The sequence below is a fragment of the Pseudarthrobacter sp. L1SW genome, assembly GCF_020809045.1.
Classification (GTDB): Bacteria; Actinomycetota; Actinomycetes; order Actinomycetales; family Micrococcaceae; genus Arthrobacter.
This window is the reverse complement of the sequence record NZ_CP078079.1, coordinates 3,360,483-3,378,410: the sequence shown is the minus strand read 5'-3', so window position 1 is coordinate 3,378,410 and position 17,928 is coordinate 3,360,483. Positions and strand designations below refer to the sequence as shown.

Genomic DNA, 17,928 nt, shown 5'->3' with positions numbered 1-17,928 from the left:
CTCCCCGTACGAACCAGACCGACGCGCCAACCAAACCCCTGATGCTGGGAAATGTACCCGCACAGCACTGCCAGAATGTCCGCTGCGTGTTTCAGTGTGATTAAGCTTACACAGGTTGCCGGAAGGGCTTTTCCACCATGCGGATGGGCGTCGGGGCGTGGCGGAACGCGTAAGATTCCGGCCTCCTCCGGGCCACGCCATATAGTCGAGGGATGGAACAGCGGATTTTGGGCAAGACCGGTCGGAACGTCTCCATTGTGGGGCTCGGCACCTGGCAGCTTGGCGCGGACTGGGGAAACGTTGACCCGGCGCAGGCGCAGGCTGTCCTGGCGGCCTCCGTGGATGCAGGGGTGAACTTCTTCGACACCGCCGACGTCTACGGCGACGGGAAGAGCGAGCAGGCCATCGGAAAGTTCCTCGCGGACAACCCGGGCCTGGACGTTACGGTGGCCACCAAGATGGGCCGCCGGGTGGACCAGAAGCCGGAAAACTACACCCTGGCCAACTTCCGCCAGTGGGTGGACCGCTCCCGGAAGAACCTGGGCACGGACACCCTGGACCTGGTCCAGCTGCACTGCCCGCCCACTCCGGTCTACAGCAACGCCGAGGTCTATGACGCGCTGGACACCCTGGTGTCCGAGGGAGCCATCCGCAATTACGGCGTCAGTGTCGAGCGCACGGACGAGGCCCTGGAGGCGATCCGCCATGGGGGAACCGCTTCGGTCCAGATCATCCTGAACGCCTTCCGCCTCAAGCCCCTGGACGAGGTCCTTCCGGCAGCAAAGGCGGCAAACGTAGGGATCATCGCGCGCGTGCCGCTCGCTTCCGGCCTGTTGTCCGGCAAGTACACCAAGGAGACCGCGTTCGCGGAGAACGACCACCGGAACTACAACCGCAACGGTGACTCCTTCGACGTCGGCGAGACCTTCTCCGGTGTGGACTACGAACTGGGCCTGAAGGCCGTGGCCGAGTTTGAACAGCTGGTTCCCTCCGGGGCCAGCACCGCCCAGGCGGCCATTGCCTGGATCGCCGCGCAGGACGGCGTCACCACCGTCATCCCTGGGGCACGCAACGTGGAGCAGGCGGCAGCGAACGCCGCCGCGGCCTCCGTCAGCCTGGGCGGGGAATTCGACGCCGGGGTCCGCTGGATCTACGACCACTACTTCCGTGAGGCCATCCACCCGCGCTGGTAGGAGCCAGTTTCCTGCCCGGCGCGTGTGAAGATGCCCGTGACTGCTTCCCCCGTGCGCGCGTTCGTGGACCGGCTCGCGGCCGTGCCGTCGACGCCCGCCCGCAACAACTTCCTGGACCACAGCGTGCCGGAAAATGCGCAGCGGCGGCGCAACCTCGAGCTTTACCTCCAGGAAATGATGGACCGTTCGCCAACCGTGCTGCTGCTGGGCGAGGCCCCCGGCTTCAGGGGCATGGGCGTCACCGGGGTTCCCTTCACCAACCGCGCCATGTTCCAGGGGCCCGCCAACAGCTTTGGCTTGTTCGGACCCGGTAAGGGCTACGCGCTGCCGGCGGACGCGGCAGGCGTTGCGGCCGAGCCCACCGCAACCGTGATGTGGGAAGTCCTGGCCGAACTGCAGTTCCTTCCCCTCCTGTGGAGCGCGTGCCCGTGGCACACCCACATGCCGGGGAATCCGCAGTCCAACCGCACGCCGCGCACAGCCGAAGCCAGGCTCGGAACGCCGTTCTGGCAGTCGCTGGCAGAACTGTTCCAGATCGGCACCATCGTGGCCGTGGGCAACGTGGCGCACCGCAGCCTGCTGGGCAGCGGCCAGGAGGTGCCAAAGGTCCGGCACCCTTCCCACGGCGGGAAGTCCGGTTTCAAACGTGGGCTGGCGGAGCTGCTTGGCGCCGGCTTGGCCGCAGCCGTGATGCCGGATGCAGCCCCTAGGATTCAATGATGGCCACACCTGAAGGGAACCCCATGAGCAATACAGGCAAAGCTGCGCGCGTTGCGGTGGTCACCGGCGCCGGTTCCGGAATCGGCCGGGCAGTGGCCCGCCTTCTCCTGGCCGATGGCTACGCCGTCGCCCTTGCCGGGCGCCGCGAGGCGCACCTGCTGGAGACGGCGGCCGGCCACCAGCAGGCGCTTCCGGTCACCTGCGACGTCACCCGGCCCGACGACGTCGAGCGCCTTTTCGACGCCGTGCGGCAGCGGTGGGGCCGGGTGGACGTCTTGTTCAACAACGCCGGGGTTTTCGGCCCGGCCGCCGGCGTGGACGAGATCTCGCTGGAGGACTGGAACGCCACCCTGGCAGTGAACCTCACTGGCTCCATGCTGTGCGCCGCGGCCGCCGTCAGGGCCATGAAGGCGCAGGATCCGCAGGGCGGGCGGATTATCAACAACGGCTCCATCTCCGCGCATTCGCCACGCCCCAGGACTGTGGCCTACGCCGTCACGAAGCACGCCATGACAGGGCTGACAAAAAGCATCGAGCTGGACGGGCGGGGCTTCGGGATCACGTGCGGGCAGATCGACATTGGGAACACGGCCACGGAGATCATGGACACCATCGGTGTGGGTTCCGGGGCGCTCCAGGCCGACGGCAGCCGCCGGGTTGAACCCACCTTCCCCGTTGAGGATGCCGCCCGGGCCGTCCTGATGATGGCCAACATGCCGCCGACAGCCAGCGTGGGGTCCGTGGTGGTGACCGCCGCTGGCATGCCATTCATCGGCCGCGGCTGAGCCCGTCTACAGCGGGAGCAATGCCGAGAGGTCTGCCCGGAGGCCCGAGGCAGCAACCTTGTGCTCGGCCACCGCGTCCGCCCAGCCCAACTGGCCTGTAACCATCGCGAGCCAGGTGGCGGCGTCGCACTCAATGACGTTGGGCGGCGTGCCGCGCGTGTGCCGCGGACCTTCCACGCACTGGGTGACGCCGAACGGCGGCACCCGCACCTCCACGGAATTGCCCGGTGCCCGCGCGGTGACCTCCTCAAGCGTGTAGCGCACCGCAGTGGCCAGGATGCTTCGCGGGACAGGAACGTCCGGCGACGGTCCGGCGGCTTTTCGCCACGCCTCCACAGCTGCGGCGCCCTCCTTTGGGTCGATCCTGCGACGGGCTACAGCCATGTTTCGGGCCCCTTTCGTGGGGTGCAACGGCAAAGACAACCAGAGTACCGCGGACCCTGGCGGGGGAAGGATCCCGGCGGGCCTGGACCCAGATCCCATGCGGCCAGCCACAGCCAGGTCCGGCAACCTAGTCCAGCAGCGCCGAAACTGCGGGCCCCAGCCGAATTTTTCCAACAGGCCTTCCGCCGCCCAGCACCGGGTCCACCACTTTTTCCAGGACGCTGGCAACGCCGGGGATCTCCACCGCGCCGGCCGCGGCCAGGAGGGTCAGCGCCACCAGTGAGGTGGCGCGGACGTTCCCGTCGAGGATCTTCACGGTTACGGACACGCCCTGCGGCGTGGCCATGGCCAGGACGCCTTCCGCGCCGATCTTGGCGATAATCTCCAGCTCGTCCATGACCAGCGTGTTGGCCTCGCCGCGGCCCTGCACCGCCCAGGGATAGTCCAGCATGGACGTGGCGATGGTGGCAGCCCGGGCACTGAAGCTCTGGTCGCCCGGGGCTTTGGCAAGCTGCGAGTACCCCCTGGCCAGCCCCTTGAGGGACACCGCGGCGACCGGCGCCCCGCAGCCATCGATCCCCAGGTGCGCGATCTTCTCACCCGTGTATTCCTCGATGACGGTGCGGACGCGCTGCTGCAGCGGGTGGTTGGGCTCAAGGTAGCTGTGCGTATCCCAGCCGTTTTCGGTGCAGGCCCAGAGGAAGGCAGCATGCTTGCCGGAACAGTTGTAGGCGAGCCTGGACTTTCCCCGTTCCGACCGCACCAGCCAGTTGCGGGCCGTTTCATCCTGGGGCCAGGCCTCCGGGCATTGGAGCTGGTCCTCGCGGACTCCGGCTGCCTTGAGCATTCCTTCCACCACATCCATGTGGTCCAGGGAGCCGGTATGGCTGCCGCAGGCCACCGCCACCTGCGCGCCCCGCAACGGGACGCCGGACTGCATGGCTGCCAGGGCCTGGAACGGCTTCAAGGTGGACCTGGCGAAAATGGGGGTATTGATGTCGCCCAGCTCAGTGACCACAGAACCGTCCGCGGCCAGGAGGACGGCAGAACCGATGTGCCGCGACTCCACAAAACCGCTCCGTTCGATCACGGCCAGTTCCACTGCGGAGTCCACGGTAAAGGTGGCATGCGGGTTGTGCGGCATGGTGCCAGTCTAGGGGCCGCCTGACGGAATGCGGCGGAAGGCGGCCCTACTGGACCGTGACCATCACGGACTGCCAGCCGGAGGCGCCGTCCGGAACCGGGTCCGCGCGCTGGTCTGTCTGCACAACACCCGTTCCGTCCGTTGCCCGGACTTTGATGTAGTGCTGGCCGGGAGCCGCATCCCACTGGTAGGACCACTGGCGCCAGGTGACCAGGGACGCTTCCGTGGAAAGATCCGCCGCCACCCAGTCGCCGTCGTCCACCTGGACCTCTACTTTGCTGATGCCCCGCGTCTGTGCCCAGGCCGTGCCGCCCACGGCCACCTTTCCCGCCGGGACCTTGGCGAAGGACCTGGGGACGTCCACGCGCGCCATGGTCTTGATGGGGCCGCGTTCGGACCAGCCGCGCTCCGTCCAGTAGGCCTTATTGTCGGCGAAGCGGGTCACCTCCAGGTCCACCACCCATTTGGTGGCGGAGACAAAACCGTACAGGCCCGGAACCACCATCCGCACCGGGTAACCGTGCTCCAGCGGCAGGGGCTCGCCATTCATGCCGATGGCAAGCATCGCGTCCCGGTCATCCTGCAGCACCTCCAGCGGCGTGGAGGCGCTGAAGCCGTCGATGGACGTGGACAGCACCATGTCCGCGCCCTCCTTCGGCTTTGCCCGCCTCAGCACCTCACGCAGCGGCAAGCCCAGCCACTTGGCGTTGCCGGCCAGGTTTCCGCCCACGGGATTGGACACGCAGGTGAGGGTGACATGGGACTCGATCAGGTCGGCGTCGAGCAGGTCCTGGAAGGTGAGGCGGACCTCCTCCTCCACCAGGCCGTGGACCCGGAGTTCCCAGCTGTCCACGTCGATTTCCGGGATGCTGAGCGCGGTATCGATGCGGTAGAACTCACCGTTGGGCGTAAGCCAGGGAGTGACTCCCGGCACCGGGGACTGGACGCCGGCGGGAACGGCCGGTGCCGCCTTGGCCGGGACGGGCAGCTGCAGGGCATCCCGCGCCTGGAGGATGTTGCTGCGGGCCGCGCCCAACAGCCTGCCTCCCGTGGCCGCCACCCCGGCAGCGGCCGCGGTGATCCCCGCTGCCGCGAAGAAGCGGCGGCGGCTGGTGCCCGGGCGTCCGGCAGGGTCGGCTGCGGCGCTCGCAGGGGCTTCCGGCCACACTGACTGCCGCGGCAGGCGCTTCATCAGCAGCCGCAGGGCGGCCAGGCCGGCAAAGGTGCCCGCCACCGAGGGAAGGGCATCAGCCGGCCCCACGCCTGCACGGGTCACCACGCTCGCTACGATGACCGCGCCCATAGCCAGCACCCCAAGCACGCCCAATGCCCAGCGCCGGTAGGCCACCACGCCCAGTAAGCACGCCAGCACGGCAATGGTCAGGCCCATGCCCGCAAAGAGTGCTGCTTTGTCATTGGTGCCGAAAGTGGCGATGGCGAAGTCCTTCAGCCAGGACGGTGTGAAGTCGATGAAGGTGGATCCCAGGGCGATCAGCGGTGTGGCGCGGGCGGTGAAGAAGGCCCCGAGCAGTTCAGCCACGGCAAGGACGACGGCGGCCGCCACCGCGCCTGCCAGCGCGGCCATGGCAGTGGGTCCCTTGGGTGAATTCCTCAGCTTCTTCATGACGGGGATTCGGAGCGGAGGCAGCCCCGGATTGCAGCACCGGACCTGCGGCCCAATTGTTGTGCGCGCCGACACAGCTTAGGACCGGGCAGGGTGCACAAAGTACCCTTGGACACTGTGAAGGTACTCGTCATCGGCCCCGGAGGCCGCGAACACGCCATTGTCCGCTCCCTGCTCGCCGACCCCAACGTGTCCGAGGTCCACTCAGCTCCCGGCAATGCCGGCATCAGCAAGCTGGTCCCGACCCACAAGATCAACGCCAACGATCCCGACGCCGTTGCCGCCCTGGCCACCAAGCTCGCCGTGGACCTGGTAGTGGTGGGCCCGGAGGCGCCGCTCGCAGCAGGCGTGTCCGATGCTGTCCGCGAGGCAGGGATCCCCGTGTTCGGCCCCAGCAAGGCGGCCGCACAGCTCGAGGCCTCCAAGGCATTCGCCAAGGAAATCATGGCGGAAGCCGGGGTGCCCACGGCCATGGCCATGGTGGCCACCAACGCCGAGGAAGCCGCCTCTGCCCTGGACACCTTCGGTGCCCCCTACGTGGTGAAGGACGACGGCCTGGCCGCAGGCAAGGGCGTGGTGGTCACCAAGAACCGCGAGGAAGCCCTGGCCCACGCGCAGTCCTGCTTCGACGCCGGCGGCACCGTGGTCATCGAGGAGTTCCTGGACGGGCCCGAAGTCTCCCTGTTTGTCCTGTGCGACGGGCACAACACGGTGGCGCTTTCACCGGCACAGGACTTCAAACGGATCTTCGACAACGACGAAGGCCCCAACACCGGCGGCATGGGCGCCTACACTCCGCTGGAGTGGGCGCCGGAAGGCCTGGCCCAGGAGGTCATTGACCGCGTGGCCCAGCCCACGGTCAACGAGATGGCCAGCCGCGGCACCCCCTTTGTCGGCGTGCTGTTCGTGGGGCTGGCCCTCACCTCGCGGGGCACCCGCGTGATCGAGTTCAACGTCCGCTTCGGCGACCCGGAAACCCAGGCCGTCCTGGCCCGGCTCAAGACGCCCCTTGGTGCCCTGCTGCTGGCAGCCGCCAAGGGCGAACTGGACAAGGCGGAAGAGCTGCGCTGGGCGAAGGAAACTGCCGTCGCCGTCGTCATAGCGTCCGAAAACTACCCGGACACTCCGCGCATCGGGGACCGCATCCGCGGGCTCAAGAAGGTGGAGGAACTGGAAGGCGTGCACGTCATCCACGCCGGCACCTCCTTCGACGAGGAGGGTAAAGTGGTGTCCGCCGGCGGACGCGTGCTTGCCGTCGTCGCGCTGGGCAGCGACCTGGTGGAGGCGCGTGAAAGAGCGTACGACGGCGTGGAGCTGGTTCAGCTTGAGGGCTCGCAGTTCCGCACGGACATCGGCGGCAAGGCCGCCCGCGGGGAAGTGAAGGTCCCCTTCAATGCCAGCGCATCCCTCCACGGGACCAAGACGAAGGCCTAGCATGAGCAACGTTCCAGCATCCCGCGGCTTCAGCACCGAGGCCCCCGAACTGCCCGGTTGGACCCATGTCTACTCGGGGAAGGTCAGGGACCTCTACGAACCGGCGGACGAATCCATCCTGCAGCGCGTCGGGCAGGACTGTGTACTGGTGGTGGCCAGCGACCGGATCAGCGCGTTTGACCATGTCCTGTCCAGCGAGATTCCGGACAAGGGGCGGATCCTCACCCAGTTGAGCCTGTGGTGGTTCGACCAGCTGGACGTGGAACACCACGTGCTGGGATCCACGGTGGAGGACGGCGTCCCCGCCGCCGTTGAGGGCCGTGCCATGATCTGCAAGAAGCTGGACATGTTCCCGGTGGAATGCATTGCCCGCGGCTACCTCACGGGTTCCGGCCTCCAGGAGTACAAGGCATCGGGGACTGTGTGCAGCATTCCGCTGCCGGAGGGCCTGGTGGACGGCTCGCGGCTTGACCACGCGATCTTCACGCCCTCGGCCAAGGCCGAGGTGGGGGAGCATGACGAGAACATCACCTACGACGCCGTGGTGGCCATGGTGGGCGACGACATCGCAGGGCGCCTGAGCGAGCTCACCTTGAAGATCTACACCGTGGCCGAGAAGATCGCCCGGGAGCGTGGCATCATCCTGGCGGACACCAAGGTGGAATTTGGCTACGACCCCGTTTCGGGGTCCATTACGCTTGGCGACGAGGTCCTCACACCGGATTCCTCACGGTTCTGGGATGCCGCCACATACCAGCCGGGCCGCGCTCAGCCCTCCTATGACAAGCAGTACGTCAGGGACTGGCTCACATCGGCCGAGTCGGGCTGGAACAGGTCCTCGGATACGCCTCCGCCGGCGCTGCCCGCCGAGGTCATCGACCGTACCCGCAGCCGCTACGTCGAGGCCTACGAGAAACTGACCGGAAAAACCTTCGCCTGACGGAGCCCCAGCTGCTCCCGGCGAACGGCGTGTTGCTAGCTGGCTTTCACAGCGGCAGCGGCGCGCCGCTGGGCCAGCTTTATTTCCAGGACCGCGTCCAGTGCCTGCTGGACGCGGTCAGCGGCTCCCGCGGCGCTGAAGGCTTTCTGCGCCTCTTCGAGGTGGACCAGCGCTTCCTCTGATTCACCCGCGGCCTTGAGGGACTTGCCCAGCAGCAGTGACACTTCCCCGGCTGTGTGCTTTGCCAGGCTGTCCCGCTCCGCGTGGATTTCCCTGAGCTTCTCGACGGCGGCAACAATGTCCCCGGTCAGGTACAGCCACCGGGCGCGGATGAAAGCGACTTCCAGCTCATCACTCTTGGTTCCGCTGACGATTGAAAAGGCAAGCTCAGCCCGTTCAATGGATGAAAGGGTTTCAGGCTCCACAATTCCAGATGACAGCCGTACCGCGGCGGACGCCTTATTAAAACGTGCCCACAGCTCAATATCATTTGCCGGTGACAGCAGTTTCGCTGCGCGTTCGTGGTGTTTGACGCCCTCCACATAATCGTGGCGCATAAACGCCACGTTGCCGATGACCCAGGCCACCTCGCCGGCAAGTTGGGACATCGCGTGCTCGTCCACCTGGGTGAGCAACTCCTGGCAGTACTTCCACGCTTCATTAAGACGGCCGCTTTCGGCCAAGGCGCCGATCAGGGCCCGCAGGGCGCCGATGGTAATGATCGAGCCCCTTGGCAGCTGCTCGGCGATTGCCAAGGCCTCGGTTGCGTGCTCCACGGCGGCCGTCAGCTGGCCCTCACGCTGGCATATAACAGCGAGCATTTGACGTGCCCGGGCGCCGAGCCCCACAGATTCCCTGGCCATCGGGTGCTCCAGCAGGCGTTCCACGACCTCCCGGCACTCCTGCAGGTCGCCATGCTTCAGCAAGCACTCGGCCTGCATGTAACTCATGTTCCACCAGGCGCTGGTGTTTCTTCCGTCAAGTGCAATCTGGGCCGCTGCTGCGGCATGGCTTGCGGCGAGCGGGTAATCCCTCAGGTCCCACGCCTGGCGGGCGTACAGTCCTGCCAGGACATACTCGGCGTCGCTGACCGTGATGGGCTGGCTCCATGCTTCCAAGGCCTTCGGCGCGAGCTCCAGCCTGCGTGCGAGTTCCTCGATCACTTCCGCAGTTGGTTCCCTGCGGCCTGTTTCAAGTAGGGAAATGTAGCTGGGGGAGTACAGGTCCTTGCCCAGTTCCGCCTGTGTCAGCCCCCTATCGAGCCTCTCTGCCCGGAGCTTCTCCCCGAATCCGTTGCCCACGGGACTCCTCCTTTCTCCACAGGTTTCCTGTTAGCGCTTGACAGCCGCTGTGGAAAACATTTTACAATGTATGTCAACAAGGACAGTGCTGGCTTTGTAACGAATCCGACTCGTATTGAGGAACTTATATGTTGAAGAAGATTGCAGCGGCAGCCGTCCTGGCTGGGGCGTTGGCGTTTTCTGCGGCGGCTCCGGCTGTCTTGTCTGCAGGTTCCATCGCTGACACGGAACGAGTGGCTGTAGCCGGAACCGGAAACTGGCCTGATCCTGTCTCCAAGGAGACGAAGGGCAAGAAAGCCGGTACCACCGAAACCAGCTACACCACCTACACGGGCAACTGGCCCGACCCTGTGTAAACAGCTTCCTCACCACAGGAGGCGAGGGAAGCCCCGGAGCACCTGCTCCGGGGCTTTTCCTTTACCAAAAAGTTACCGATTTTGCGGAACTCCGGTTAATACAAAAGAGGGCCTCCGCAAGGAGACCCTCTTTTGTATTGGTCGAGGTCCTTGCAGGTTACTCGAAGCACGGACGCCACAAAGTAGACCAGCTCGCGACGGTCTCGGCGGCGCTGAAGCGGATGGATTCTGGCCAGAGCATGCCGCGTCCGCAGCAAGCGGCGCCGAAGACTCAGCGATACCGTCTCGCTGATCGCTTCACTTCGGACGAGTTGGCTCAGTTGGTCGCTCGCTACCAATCCGGCGAGATGAGTACCGCTTTAGCTCGTGAAAGCGGCATTGCTAAGTCAACGTTCCTGCGTCTGCTTGCCGAGCATGGTGTCAACGCCAGGCCTCATGGCTTGACGCCAGCGAAAGAGAAAGAGATCCTCCGCCTCCGCAGGCAGGGGGTGATTATCCGCAACATAGCTAAGAGTGTTGGCTGTAGCTACGACACCGCCCGCATCTTCCTCTTATCGAGTGGATCAGAAGAGTGAGGCTGCTTCCTCGAAGTCATCGGCAATCTTCTTGTTATGCGCGTTGAAGTCAAGCTCACCTCTGGTGTCTCTGTCCGTCCAGTATCGCCCAGTTAGGCGTCGGGCAGGCTTACCTGAAACTTCCAGCGTCGTGGAGCCGTGATGCATGCGGCTGATCGCTTCGTGCTTCATCTTCGGTTTGTTGAAGAAGAGGTAATGAAGCACTGACAGTCCCTCCGTTTTGGTTACGCCAGAAAGTGAAGATTCCGACTTGGACTCATTCGTCAAGAGTGTGACGTGTACCACGCTATAAGTTTGGCGGACAACCAAGTAGGCGTCCTTGGGTGCGATTTTTTGGCCACTGGCATCGATCCACGATGACTCGAGGGTGCCCTTCCAAGTGCCTCGAACGCACAACGGCACGCCAGGGATCAGTTGCAGCCAAGCAAGTCGCCATAGCCACAGGTCCCATAGAGTGAAGAGCGCTGTGGCGACAAAAACCGCTCCCGATAGGTACTTCAAGGGTTCCAAGTTCAGGACCCCGCTAGTCACCCACGAGACGACCGCAAGAACCGCTATGAGAACAGACGCCCCGACCCTGATGCCTATGTTGGTTTTCATGATGTGTACCCCAGGTAGTTCCACGCAGCCTTCACGAAATCACGGCCGTCCGCACGGGTCCATGGCTGGGACGAGTGGAATAGGTATTTGATCTCGTTAGGTTCCAGCCAGCGTTTTGATGTCTCCGTGGGTTCGGCACCCTGCAGCTCATTCCAGATATGCACGATGACGCCCTGGATAATGTCGGTCCAGGTCGATCGCATGAGGACTTCATTTGGGCAGTTGTACACAAGACACTCCATGAAGAACGAGGGCACTTCACGGTGATGGTTGCTTGCAACCATGCCATTTTCAACCCGCTTCATGATGCGGACTGCCTTCTTGTAGCGCGCACCAGTTGCAGTGTTCTTAGCGCGTCCGTTCACAAGCTGCTGGTCGGGGTAGTTGGTGAGGTACGTACCATCCTTCTTGTAGACACGCGACCCGGAGCGATGGCCTCCGCTCGCAAAGTAGTACTTGTAGTTGAAGGCCGGCACCACGTCCGCTTCGACGCGCGCGGTATTTGACTCTATTCGTATGGCAGTTGAGCCGGAAGTGTCGACATGTCCGGGGAACTTGGCGCGGAGAGCAGAAGCTAGTTCAGCGCGTAGCTTATCTGGAGTCCAAATTCCGGTGTATGGAGTTGACGTCGGATGTACACCTGGAGCGGCCTCCTCCCAATAGGTGACGTCATTGCATTGAACAACAATGTCGACATCACTGTCCGACCGCACGTTCGTGTTGTTCGCGTACGAGCCCTTGGCATAGACCTTCAGTGTGCAGCCGTCTAATCCTGGGTGGCCTTGCATGGCCTCCCGGATCATACGTTCGGTGCGATCCTGCTTCTCCTGCTCGGAATCGCTGGATGGGCCTGTCCATCCAGCTAACTTTGTTTCAAGACTCATCGTGCTGGCTTCTCCGTAATTGCTTGGCGGTCTGAACGCTGATGGGGGACTGGGAAGTGAGCTATTTGTGTCATTTCGCCCAATCCTCGGCAGCAAGTGGTGCGGCATTAAGCTCATCTCTTCGAGCACGCCAGTCGGGGAGGTGTTGGTCCATAAGCTCAGTGAAGCGATCGTTGTGGTGTCGTTCGATGAGATGCATCATTTCGTGGACCACGATGTACTCCAAGCAGTTCGGATGCTTCTTACCGAGTTCAAGATTGAACCAAATGTGGGCGGTCTCGCGGTTACAGCTGCCCCACTTGGTTTTCATGCGGCGCACGGTCCACTTCGCCACATTGCGACCGATGATCGGCTGCCACTTGGCTATGAGTTCAGGGATCTCGTGTTTGAGGGCTGAGCGGTACCACTCATCCATAGCTTCGCGACGAGCGTCCGGAGTACTTTCTTTGGGGGCGTGCAAGGTCAGGCGCTTGCCGGTGATATCAAACCGAATCCGACCAGGTTCGTTTACGACCTTTAGTCGGTATCGCTGGCCCCAAACAAAGTGGGACTCTCCTGTGACCATTTCGCGTTCGGTCTGACGCACGGCGTTGCGGAGCTGCTCGCGCTGTTTCTTGATCCATGGCAATCGCTGCACGACAGCAAGTCTGATGGCATCGTCATCGAGTCGTTCAGGCGCCGCAACGCGCACCCGGCCGAGGGGAGGGTAGACGGCGATATGCAGGTTTTTGATGTTCTTGTAGATGACATCGACATCGATCCCGGAGACGGTGAGGTAGGCGCTAGCGGTACTCATTTCGGGCCTTTACTAAGTCAAAGAGTTCATCGAAACGGTCGAAGTCAGCCGGTAGGACACGACGAATTGCTCGCGCCACTTCCTTCTCCTTGAACGTGTTGCCAACCCAACCGTGCGGTTTGCTCGTCATGATGGCGGCGTCGACCTGGATCGGAGTCGCCGGATCTGCCCAGCCGAAGTCGACGATGGCACGCTGCGCGCCGTTTGATGCCCAGGCGGGGTAGACAGTGTCAGACTCTTTTGAGCCAACCTTCTTGGCGTGGGCGATCAACTGCTCAAGATATTCCTTGTAATCAATGGCACCCTTGCGGCGTTGCTCGATGATGGCGTCAAGCAGGCTGGACATGCTCTCGTAGTACTTCGGATTCATCGCGTTTTCATCGATGATGACTTTGCGGATGTTGTTCGCGATGGTTTCGGCGACCGCTTCAGGATCCTTCTTGATCCCGGTCGGGAGCTTGTCAATCGCAGCCGCTCCTTGTTCAACGATCAGGTCAACGAGACCGACGTTTTGGAAGTCGGCGACGACTTCAGATGCATCGGCCCGGATGTAAGTATCGAGCAGGAATCGCATGCCGGCTTCATATTGCTTGAAGTCGACATTCTCACCAGCACCGAGTTTCACTTCATCACGCACAGCGACGTAGTGGGTGACTTCCTTGGCAATAGCTGCAGTTTCAAGCGCACTGTATCCAGCCTCGGCCATGTCGTTTGCGATTGCTCCGTAGGTACGAACCAATGCGGCCACGGACTTGTAGAGTTCGACGCGCTTGGCTTCGTTGTTCTTGATCTGCTGGGCGTTGCCCTGTTCGATGGCGCAGAAGTAGCGCTGATACTGAAGCGTTCCTTGAGGTGGTTCGACAGCTTCGCAGAGCGCACGGATGCGTTCGAGGGCTTCGTCCAGATCTTCGCGGGCTTGCTGGACGCGGTCTTTGAGTAGCCCCTCGATGTCGGACTTCTCGTAACCGTCGAGAGCCCCAGACGTGTAGTCCGTGATGGCGTCTTCCAGGGAGTTGAAGAGGTCCTGATAGTCAACGATGTAGCCGTAGTCCTTATCGTCACCATCGAGACGGTTGACGCGACAGATGGCTTGGAAGAGTCCGTGATCGCGCATCTTCTTGTCGATGTATAGATACGTTGCTGCTGGTGCGTCGAAGCCAGTCAGCAGCTTATCGACAACGATCAGAAGGCGCATCTGACCGGGCTCGTTGATGAAGCGGTCTTTGACTTCCTTTTCGAACTGCTCGATCTTCGTCACCGCCTGGTCAGCTGGTTCATCGAAGTGATCTGCAAGCATTTGCCGATAGATGTCGTATTGGCGCAGCTTTTCAGTTGCACCGTGGCCTGAGTCCTCTTTGGAGATGTCGCTGGCCTGAGGGACATAGCTCGTGACGATGGCGCATTTGCCCTTGAATCCGGCCTGGCAGAACATTTCGTAGAACTTGCACGCCTGATAGATGCTGGATCCAACGAGCATGGCGTTGCCCTGGTTGTCCATGAGGCGTGGCTTCGTCTCCATGTCGAGCAGGATGTCGTTAACGATCTGCTTGGATCGCGGCTCGGAGCTGACGACTTTTTGCATCGTGCCCCAGCGCTTCTTGAGCTCAGCCTTGGAAAGATCAGTCATGCCCTTGGTCTTTGCCTCAAACCACTGATCGATTTTGGCTGATGAGATGAGATCCTGGTCGATGTTGCGGGCCTCGTAGCGTAGGTCGAGCACCACGCCGTCTTCGACCGCTTCGTTGAACTTGTAGGTATGAATGAAGCTTCCGAAGGTCTCGATGCTGGTTGCTTTGTCCGCTTTGAGCAGCGGGGTACCGGTGAAACCGATGAACATAGCCCCGGGCAGGAGCTGCTTCATGGCCTTATGCATCTTGCCGGACTGGGTGCGGTGGGCCTCATCAACGAAGACGAATAGGTTGCCCTTTGCGGAGAAACCGGCCGGAATCTTGGAGTTCAGCTCGGCGATGAAGTCGCCGTCGGCGTCATTCTGAGCTTGATCGTCGTCACCACCTCGGAACTTGTGCACGAGCGAACACATCAGCCAAGGGTCATTGCTGTTTAGCGAACCTATAAGATCGGCGCCGCTCTTCGTGCGGTAGATGTCCTCGTTGACGCCATTGAAGACTCGCTTGATCTGATCGTCCAGTTCAGTACGGTCGGTGATGATGAGGACACGAGCTTGGCTGTCGCCGCCCGTCTGATGTTCGCGAATCCACTTAGCCAGCCACACCATAGTGAGGGATTTGCCCGAACCTTGGGTGTGCCAAATAATGCCGCCTTCGCGCTTGGCGATGCGGTCCTGGGCGGCCTTGACGCCGAAAAATTGGTTGTGGCGGCAAGTTTTCTTCGTGCCGCCGTCGAACACCATGAAGTCGTGGATAATTTCCAGGAATCGGCTCTTCGAACACATCTGGACGAGCGCACGATCGAGCGGCTCCTCGATGTCAGATGGTTCTTTCCACTCAAGCCAGTACTTTTCGGCCGTATCGATGACTCCGTAGCGCAGCCCTTCGACGTCGTTGCCGGCCATGACCAGCTGCACCGTGCTAAAGAACGGACGGATGAAGTCCTTCTTCTGGTTGCCGATGTTCTGGCGGATACCTTCGGAGACCGCGACCTTTGAGCGCTTGAGTTCGATGACGCCGAGCGCCAGGCCGTTGACGTAGAGAACGACATCGGGCCGCTTGTTGTGCTCGCCCTTGATCGAGACTTCTTCGGTAACCACGAAGTGGTTTGCCTCGGGGTTGTGCCAGTCCACTAGCCAGACCGTCTCGGTCTGTTCGCCAATACCGGGTTTGACCTTCACACCGTAGCGGAGAAGGTTGTAGACCTCGTGGTTAGCTTCGTATAGGTTGCGACCGCCGCCGAGAGACGCGGTCTTCTTGAACTGCTCAACGGCTTTGTTGATCAGATTGGCGTCATAGCCACGGGCCTCTAGATTCTGCTCAAGCAGGCTGACTTCGAGGTGAGAATTGTTTTCGCGATACTCCCAGTTGCCCAGGTATTCGTATCCAAGTTCATTTTGGAACAGGTCGACAACACGGTCCTGTGTCTTACGTTCAATCTGTCCGACTGTGCTCATGATTCATTTCCCCCAAAATTACTTTCAACATCCTGATTCTGCCAGCTTCCGAAGCTTATGCCCGTTCCTGGAATACGCCATTCGACTCGGCCGTTTGCCGCTCTGCCCGCCACGATTGCCGCCGCAGCCGATGGGCTGCGGAAGACGATGTCTTGGGCAAAGATCGCGGTGTCTTCTCCGTCCTGAACAAGCTGCCCGCTCTTGAGGAGCTCGTCGTGGAGAAGTTCGTAATTGCTTGAATTCTCGGTAAAGGAGAGTCGGGCCATTGACCCCTTCTTGACCGTGAACTCACCATCAATTTCTTGCGCCGATGCTCTGATGCCGTACTTCTTGACGAATATCTCGAAGATCGGCGAGACAGATGGATCGGCCGGAGCCGCTACATCTGTTGGGTCTGACGGCTGCCGGAGTGTCGTCGTTGTTCGAAAGATGTTGACGCCCAGGACGGGCAAGATGATTTTGGCCTGCGTCACGAAGTACTCCATATCCGATATATCGGACTCTGGAAGTGGCAGGAGGGGAGGCGCTGTGCCGTTGGTTAGCCGTGAACGGTTGGCCTCTTGCGCAAGTGAGATGAATCGCGACTCCAAATAGCGGGCGTGTGCCTTGGTTAGGTTCGTGTCCTTGCTGGTGAGGACGATTGCCCGATCCCAGAAGTCTTTTCCGCCCTGATCTTCATTGCGAGAGTGATGATAGAGACGTTTGGCGACATCATCACCTTCGCCGATGTAAGCGAGCGATCCACCCATACTTTCTGGATCGTCTCCAAGAAGAATATAGATGCCCGTCCGCGACGCTTCGGGACGTTTCAACAGCGCACCAAGGTCTGATCGTGGGGCAGCAGCAACGTGACCAGTCCAGTTCATGATTTCAGCTGTCAGAAGGCCGCCGGGTGTGCCGTCCGCCAGGAAGAGGCGGACTGACTTACCTACGCTCATAGTAAGGACTCACTAACTGGCTGTAATCTTGTCCGTCCTGTCAGGAGTTCCTGCATCATGCCTTGCTTGATGTCTGTTGCTTTTTGAAGCCGATCCTTTAGACGTGCGATCTCGTCATCGGCATCGTCAAGAACGGCCGCGATAGCATTTCGTTCATTTAAGTCCGACGGCCAAGGGAAAGTAAATGCTTTGACCTCAGCTGAATTGACAGCGGTGAAGGTACTGCCTTGTTCGAATACAGACCATCGGGGTTCTGCATGTACGAGTGCATGGTACAAGAATCTATTGCTATTAGGAGTGCTCAGGGCGCACACTCCGCGGCCAATGCATGAGGCGCGAGAAGCGATGGCGGTGAAACCGACTGGCGCGCGAACCGTCAGAAGTACATCGTCTACCCTGCAGAGCTTCGAAGGCTCAGTTGTCCAAAGACGGTCAATGGATCGCCGATCCCTAATATCGGCATTGCCTTGAATGAGCGGTAGACCGTTACCTTTGGTGTTGTAAGAGGCCCCTCTGGGAGCTTGGCCCATGGTCAGGGTGGCAACTTGTTCGATACTGGCATCATCAAACCAACTGTGCGTGAACCCTGGCAGGCGCCTTCTCCCGGTGAGGAGTTGCTGCATCATGCCTTGCTTGACGGACTGTTTTTTGGCGACGAGCCTTTCCAATGATGCGACTAGGGAATCGGCATCGTTCAGCTTCGTAATAATTTGGCGTTGCTCCGGGTTACCGGGAACCCAAATCTCGAAATCTTGAACTACTTTTGTGTCAAGCACCCCAGCAGTATTGCCTGCGGACGTGACCAGTCGGAGTAGTTTTTCCGAGTTGCCCAGTATCGAAAAAGTGAGATACTTCGGTTCCAGCCCGGACAGCGGAACAAGCGCCTTCACATCTTGATTGAAGGCTACGGGAGCGGTGACTAGTCCTGCACGGATCTCCTTGTGAAGCGCGCTACCTCGAACTAGAAGGAGTGTCGAGTTGATGGGAGCCATCTTGCTCCCTGCTTTAACCGCTTGGGCAGAAACAAACTGATCCGACGTGAAAATCTCGGTGGTCTTCAGTGTAAACGCGCTTATCCAAGGAATGGTTCCCTGCCAATACGTCCTATTCGACCGATCTGGTGTCCCGCCTGACATCCACTTCGTCAGTTCACCAACGGGTCGAATGTG

At 61.4% G+C, this 17,928-nt stretch carries 17 protein-coding genes; 7 read left to right on the top strand and 10 right to left on the bottom strand.

Going from position 1 to position 17,928, the window contains the following annotated elements; genetic code table 11:
• Nucleotides 1–212: 212 nt before the first annotated feature.
• The 3 genes from KTR40_RS15670 to KTR40_RS15660 are packed head-to-tail and all read left to right on the top strand — an operon-like array spanning nt 213 to nt 2,698.
• Complete coding sequence (locus KTR40_RS15670; protein WP_228404326.1) at nt 213–1,193, top strand: aldo/keto reductase; 981 nt, start codon at nt 213–215, stop codon at nt 1,191–1,193.
• A 36-nt stretch (nt 1,194–1,229) separates the two neighbouring features.
• The gene (locus KTR40_RS15665) at nt 1,230–1,913 is read left to right on the top strand and encodes a uracil-DNA glycosylase (protein ID WP_228404325.1); all 684 of its coding nucleotides are present in this window, start codon (nt 1,230–1,232) and stop codon (nt 1,911–1,913) included.
• A 23-nt stretch (nt 1,914–1,936) separates the two neighbouring features.
• A complete protein-coding gene (locus KTR40_RS15660) occupies nt 1,937–2,698 on the top strand; it encodes an SDR family oxidoreductase (RefSeq protein ID WP_228404324.1) in 762 nt (253 codons plus the stop codon).
• 6 nt (nt 2,699–2,704) lie between these two features.
• Here the strand turns inward: KTR40_RS15660 and KTR40_RS15655 are convergent, their stop codons facing one another.
• From KTR40_RS15655 to KTR40_RS15645, 3 genes are all read right to left on the bottom strand, one after another.
• Nucleotides 2,705–3,082 (bottom strand): sterol carrier family protein, encoded by a 378-nt coding sequence (locus KTR40_RS15655; RefSeq protein WP_139030361.1) that lies wholly within the window; start codon nt 3,080–3,082, stop codon nt 2,705–2,707.
• Between the two features lie 127 nt (nt 3,083–3,209).
• Nucleotides 3,210–4,226 (bottom strand): asparaginase, encoded by a 1,017-nt coding sequence (locus KTR40_RS15650; RefSeq protein WP_228404323.1) that lies wholly within the window; start codon nt 4,224–4,226, stop codon nt 3,210–3,212.
• Nucleotides 4,227–4,272: 46 nt separating this feature from the next.
• Nucleotides 4,273–5,850, bottom strand: a complete 1,578-nt coding sequence (locus KTR40_RS15645) for a molybdopterin-dependent oxidoreductase (RefSeq protein ID WP_139030359.1) — start codon at nt 5,848–5,850, stop codon at nt 4,273–4,275.
• Nucleotides 5,851–5,967: 117 nt separating this feature from the next.
• On the opposite strand from KTR40_RS15645, the gene purD reads away from it, so the two are divergent.
• Both purD and KTR40_RS15635 read left to right on the top strand, forming a co-directional pair.
• A complete protein-coding gene (gene purD / locus KTR40_RS15640; protein ID WP_228406169.1) occupies nt 5,968–7,284 on the top strand; it encodes a phosphoribosylamine--glycine ligase in 1,317 nt (438 codons plus the stop codon).
• A gap of 1 nt (nt 7,285) precedes the next feature.
• Nucleotides 7,286–8,224, top strand: a complete 939-nt coding sequence (locus tag KTR40_RS15635) for a phosphoribosylaminoimidazolesuccinocarboxamide synthase (protein ID WP_139030358.1) — start codon at nt 7,286–7,288, stop codon at nt 8,222–8,224.
• 35 nt (nt 8,225–8,259) lie between these two features.
• On the opposite strand, the gene KTR40_RS15630 is transcribed toward KTR40_RS15635, so the two are convergent.
• Nucleotides 8,260–9,525, bottom strand: coding sequence for a helix-turn-helix transcriptional regulator (locus KTR40_RS15630; protein WP_139030357.1), 1,266 nt, complete (start codon nt 9,523–9,525; stop codon nt 8,260–8,262).
• A gap of 128 nt (nt 9,526–9,653) precedes the next feature.
• Between KTR40_RS15630 and KTR40_RS15625 the strand changes: the two genes are divergently transcribed.
• Both KTR40_RS15625 and KTR40_RS15620 read left to right on the top strand, forming a co-directional pair.
• A complete protein-coding gene (locus tag KTR40_RS15625) occupies nt 9,654–9,881 on the top strand; it encodes a hypothetical protein (protein ID WP_139030356.1) in 228 nt (75 codons plus the stop codon).
• A gap of 137 nt (nt 9,882–10,018) precedes the next feature.
• The gene (locus KTR40_RS15620; RefSeq protein ID WP_228404322.1) at nt 10,019–10,456 is read left to right on the top strand and encodes a helix-turn-helix domain-containing protein; all 438 of its coding nucleotides are present in this window, start codon (nt 10,019–10,021) and stop codon (nt 10,454–10,456) included.
• Here the strand turns inward: KTR40_RS15620 and KTR40_RS15615 are convergent.
• The 6 genes from KTR40_RS15615 to KTR40_RS15590 all read right to left on the bottom strand — a co-directional run bounded on the left by KTR40_RS15615 (nt 10,445) and on the right by KTR40_RS15590 (nt 17,895).
• Entirely contained in the window at nt 10,445–11,056 is a 612-nt protein-coding gene (locus tag KTR40_RS15615; RefSeq protein ID WP_228404321.1) for a hypothetical protein, read from the bottom strand. The genes KTR40_RS15620 and KTR40_RS15615 overlap by 12 nt on opposite strands.
• A complete protein-coding gene (locus tag KTR40_RS15610) occupies nt 11,053–11,940 on the bottom strand; it encodes a nucleotidyltransferase (protein ID WP_228404320.1) in 888 nt (295 codons plus the stop codon). The genes KTR40_RS15615 and KTR40_RS15610 overlap by 4 nt, the downstream gene beginning before the upstream one ends.
• Before the next feature lie 70 nt (nt 11,941–12,010).
• Nucleotides 12,011–12,736 carry a M48 family metallopeptidase gene (locus tag KTR40_RS15605; protein ID WP_228404319.1) on the bottom strand — a complete coding sequence of 242 codons (726 nt, stop codon included), beginning with the start codon at nt 12,734–12,736 and terminating at the stop codon, nt 12,011–12,013.
• The gene (locus KTR40_RS15600; protein WP_228404318.1) at nt 12,723–15,821 is read right to left on the bottom strand and encodes a type I restriction endonuclease subunit R; all 3,099 of its coding nucleotides are present in this window, start codon (nt 15,819–15,821) and stop codon (nt 12,723–12,725) included. The genes KTR40_RS15605 and KTR40_RS15600 overlap by 14 nt, the downstream gene beginning before the upstream one ends.
• Complete coding sequence (locus KTR40_RS15595) at nt 15,818–16,759, bottom strand: GIY-YIG nuclease family protein (RefSeq protein ID WP_228404317.1); 942 nt, start codon at nt 16,757–16,759, stop codon at nt 15,818–15,820. The genes KTR40_RS15600 and KTR40_RS15595 overlap by 4 nt, the downstream gene beginning before the upstream one ends.
• Nucleotides 16,756–17,895 carry a restriction endonuclease subunit S gene (locus KTR40_RS15590; RefSeq protein WP_255708933.1) on the bottom strand — a complete coding sequence of 380 codons (1,140 nt, stop codon included), beginning with the start codon at nt 17,893–17,895 and terminating at the stop codon, nt 16,756–16,758. The genes KTR40_RS15595 and KTR40_RS15590 overlap by 4 nt, the downstream gene beginning before the upstream one ends.
• Between the last annotated feature and the right edge of the window lie 33 nt (nt 17,896–17,928).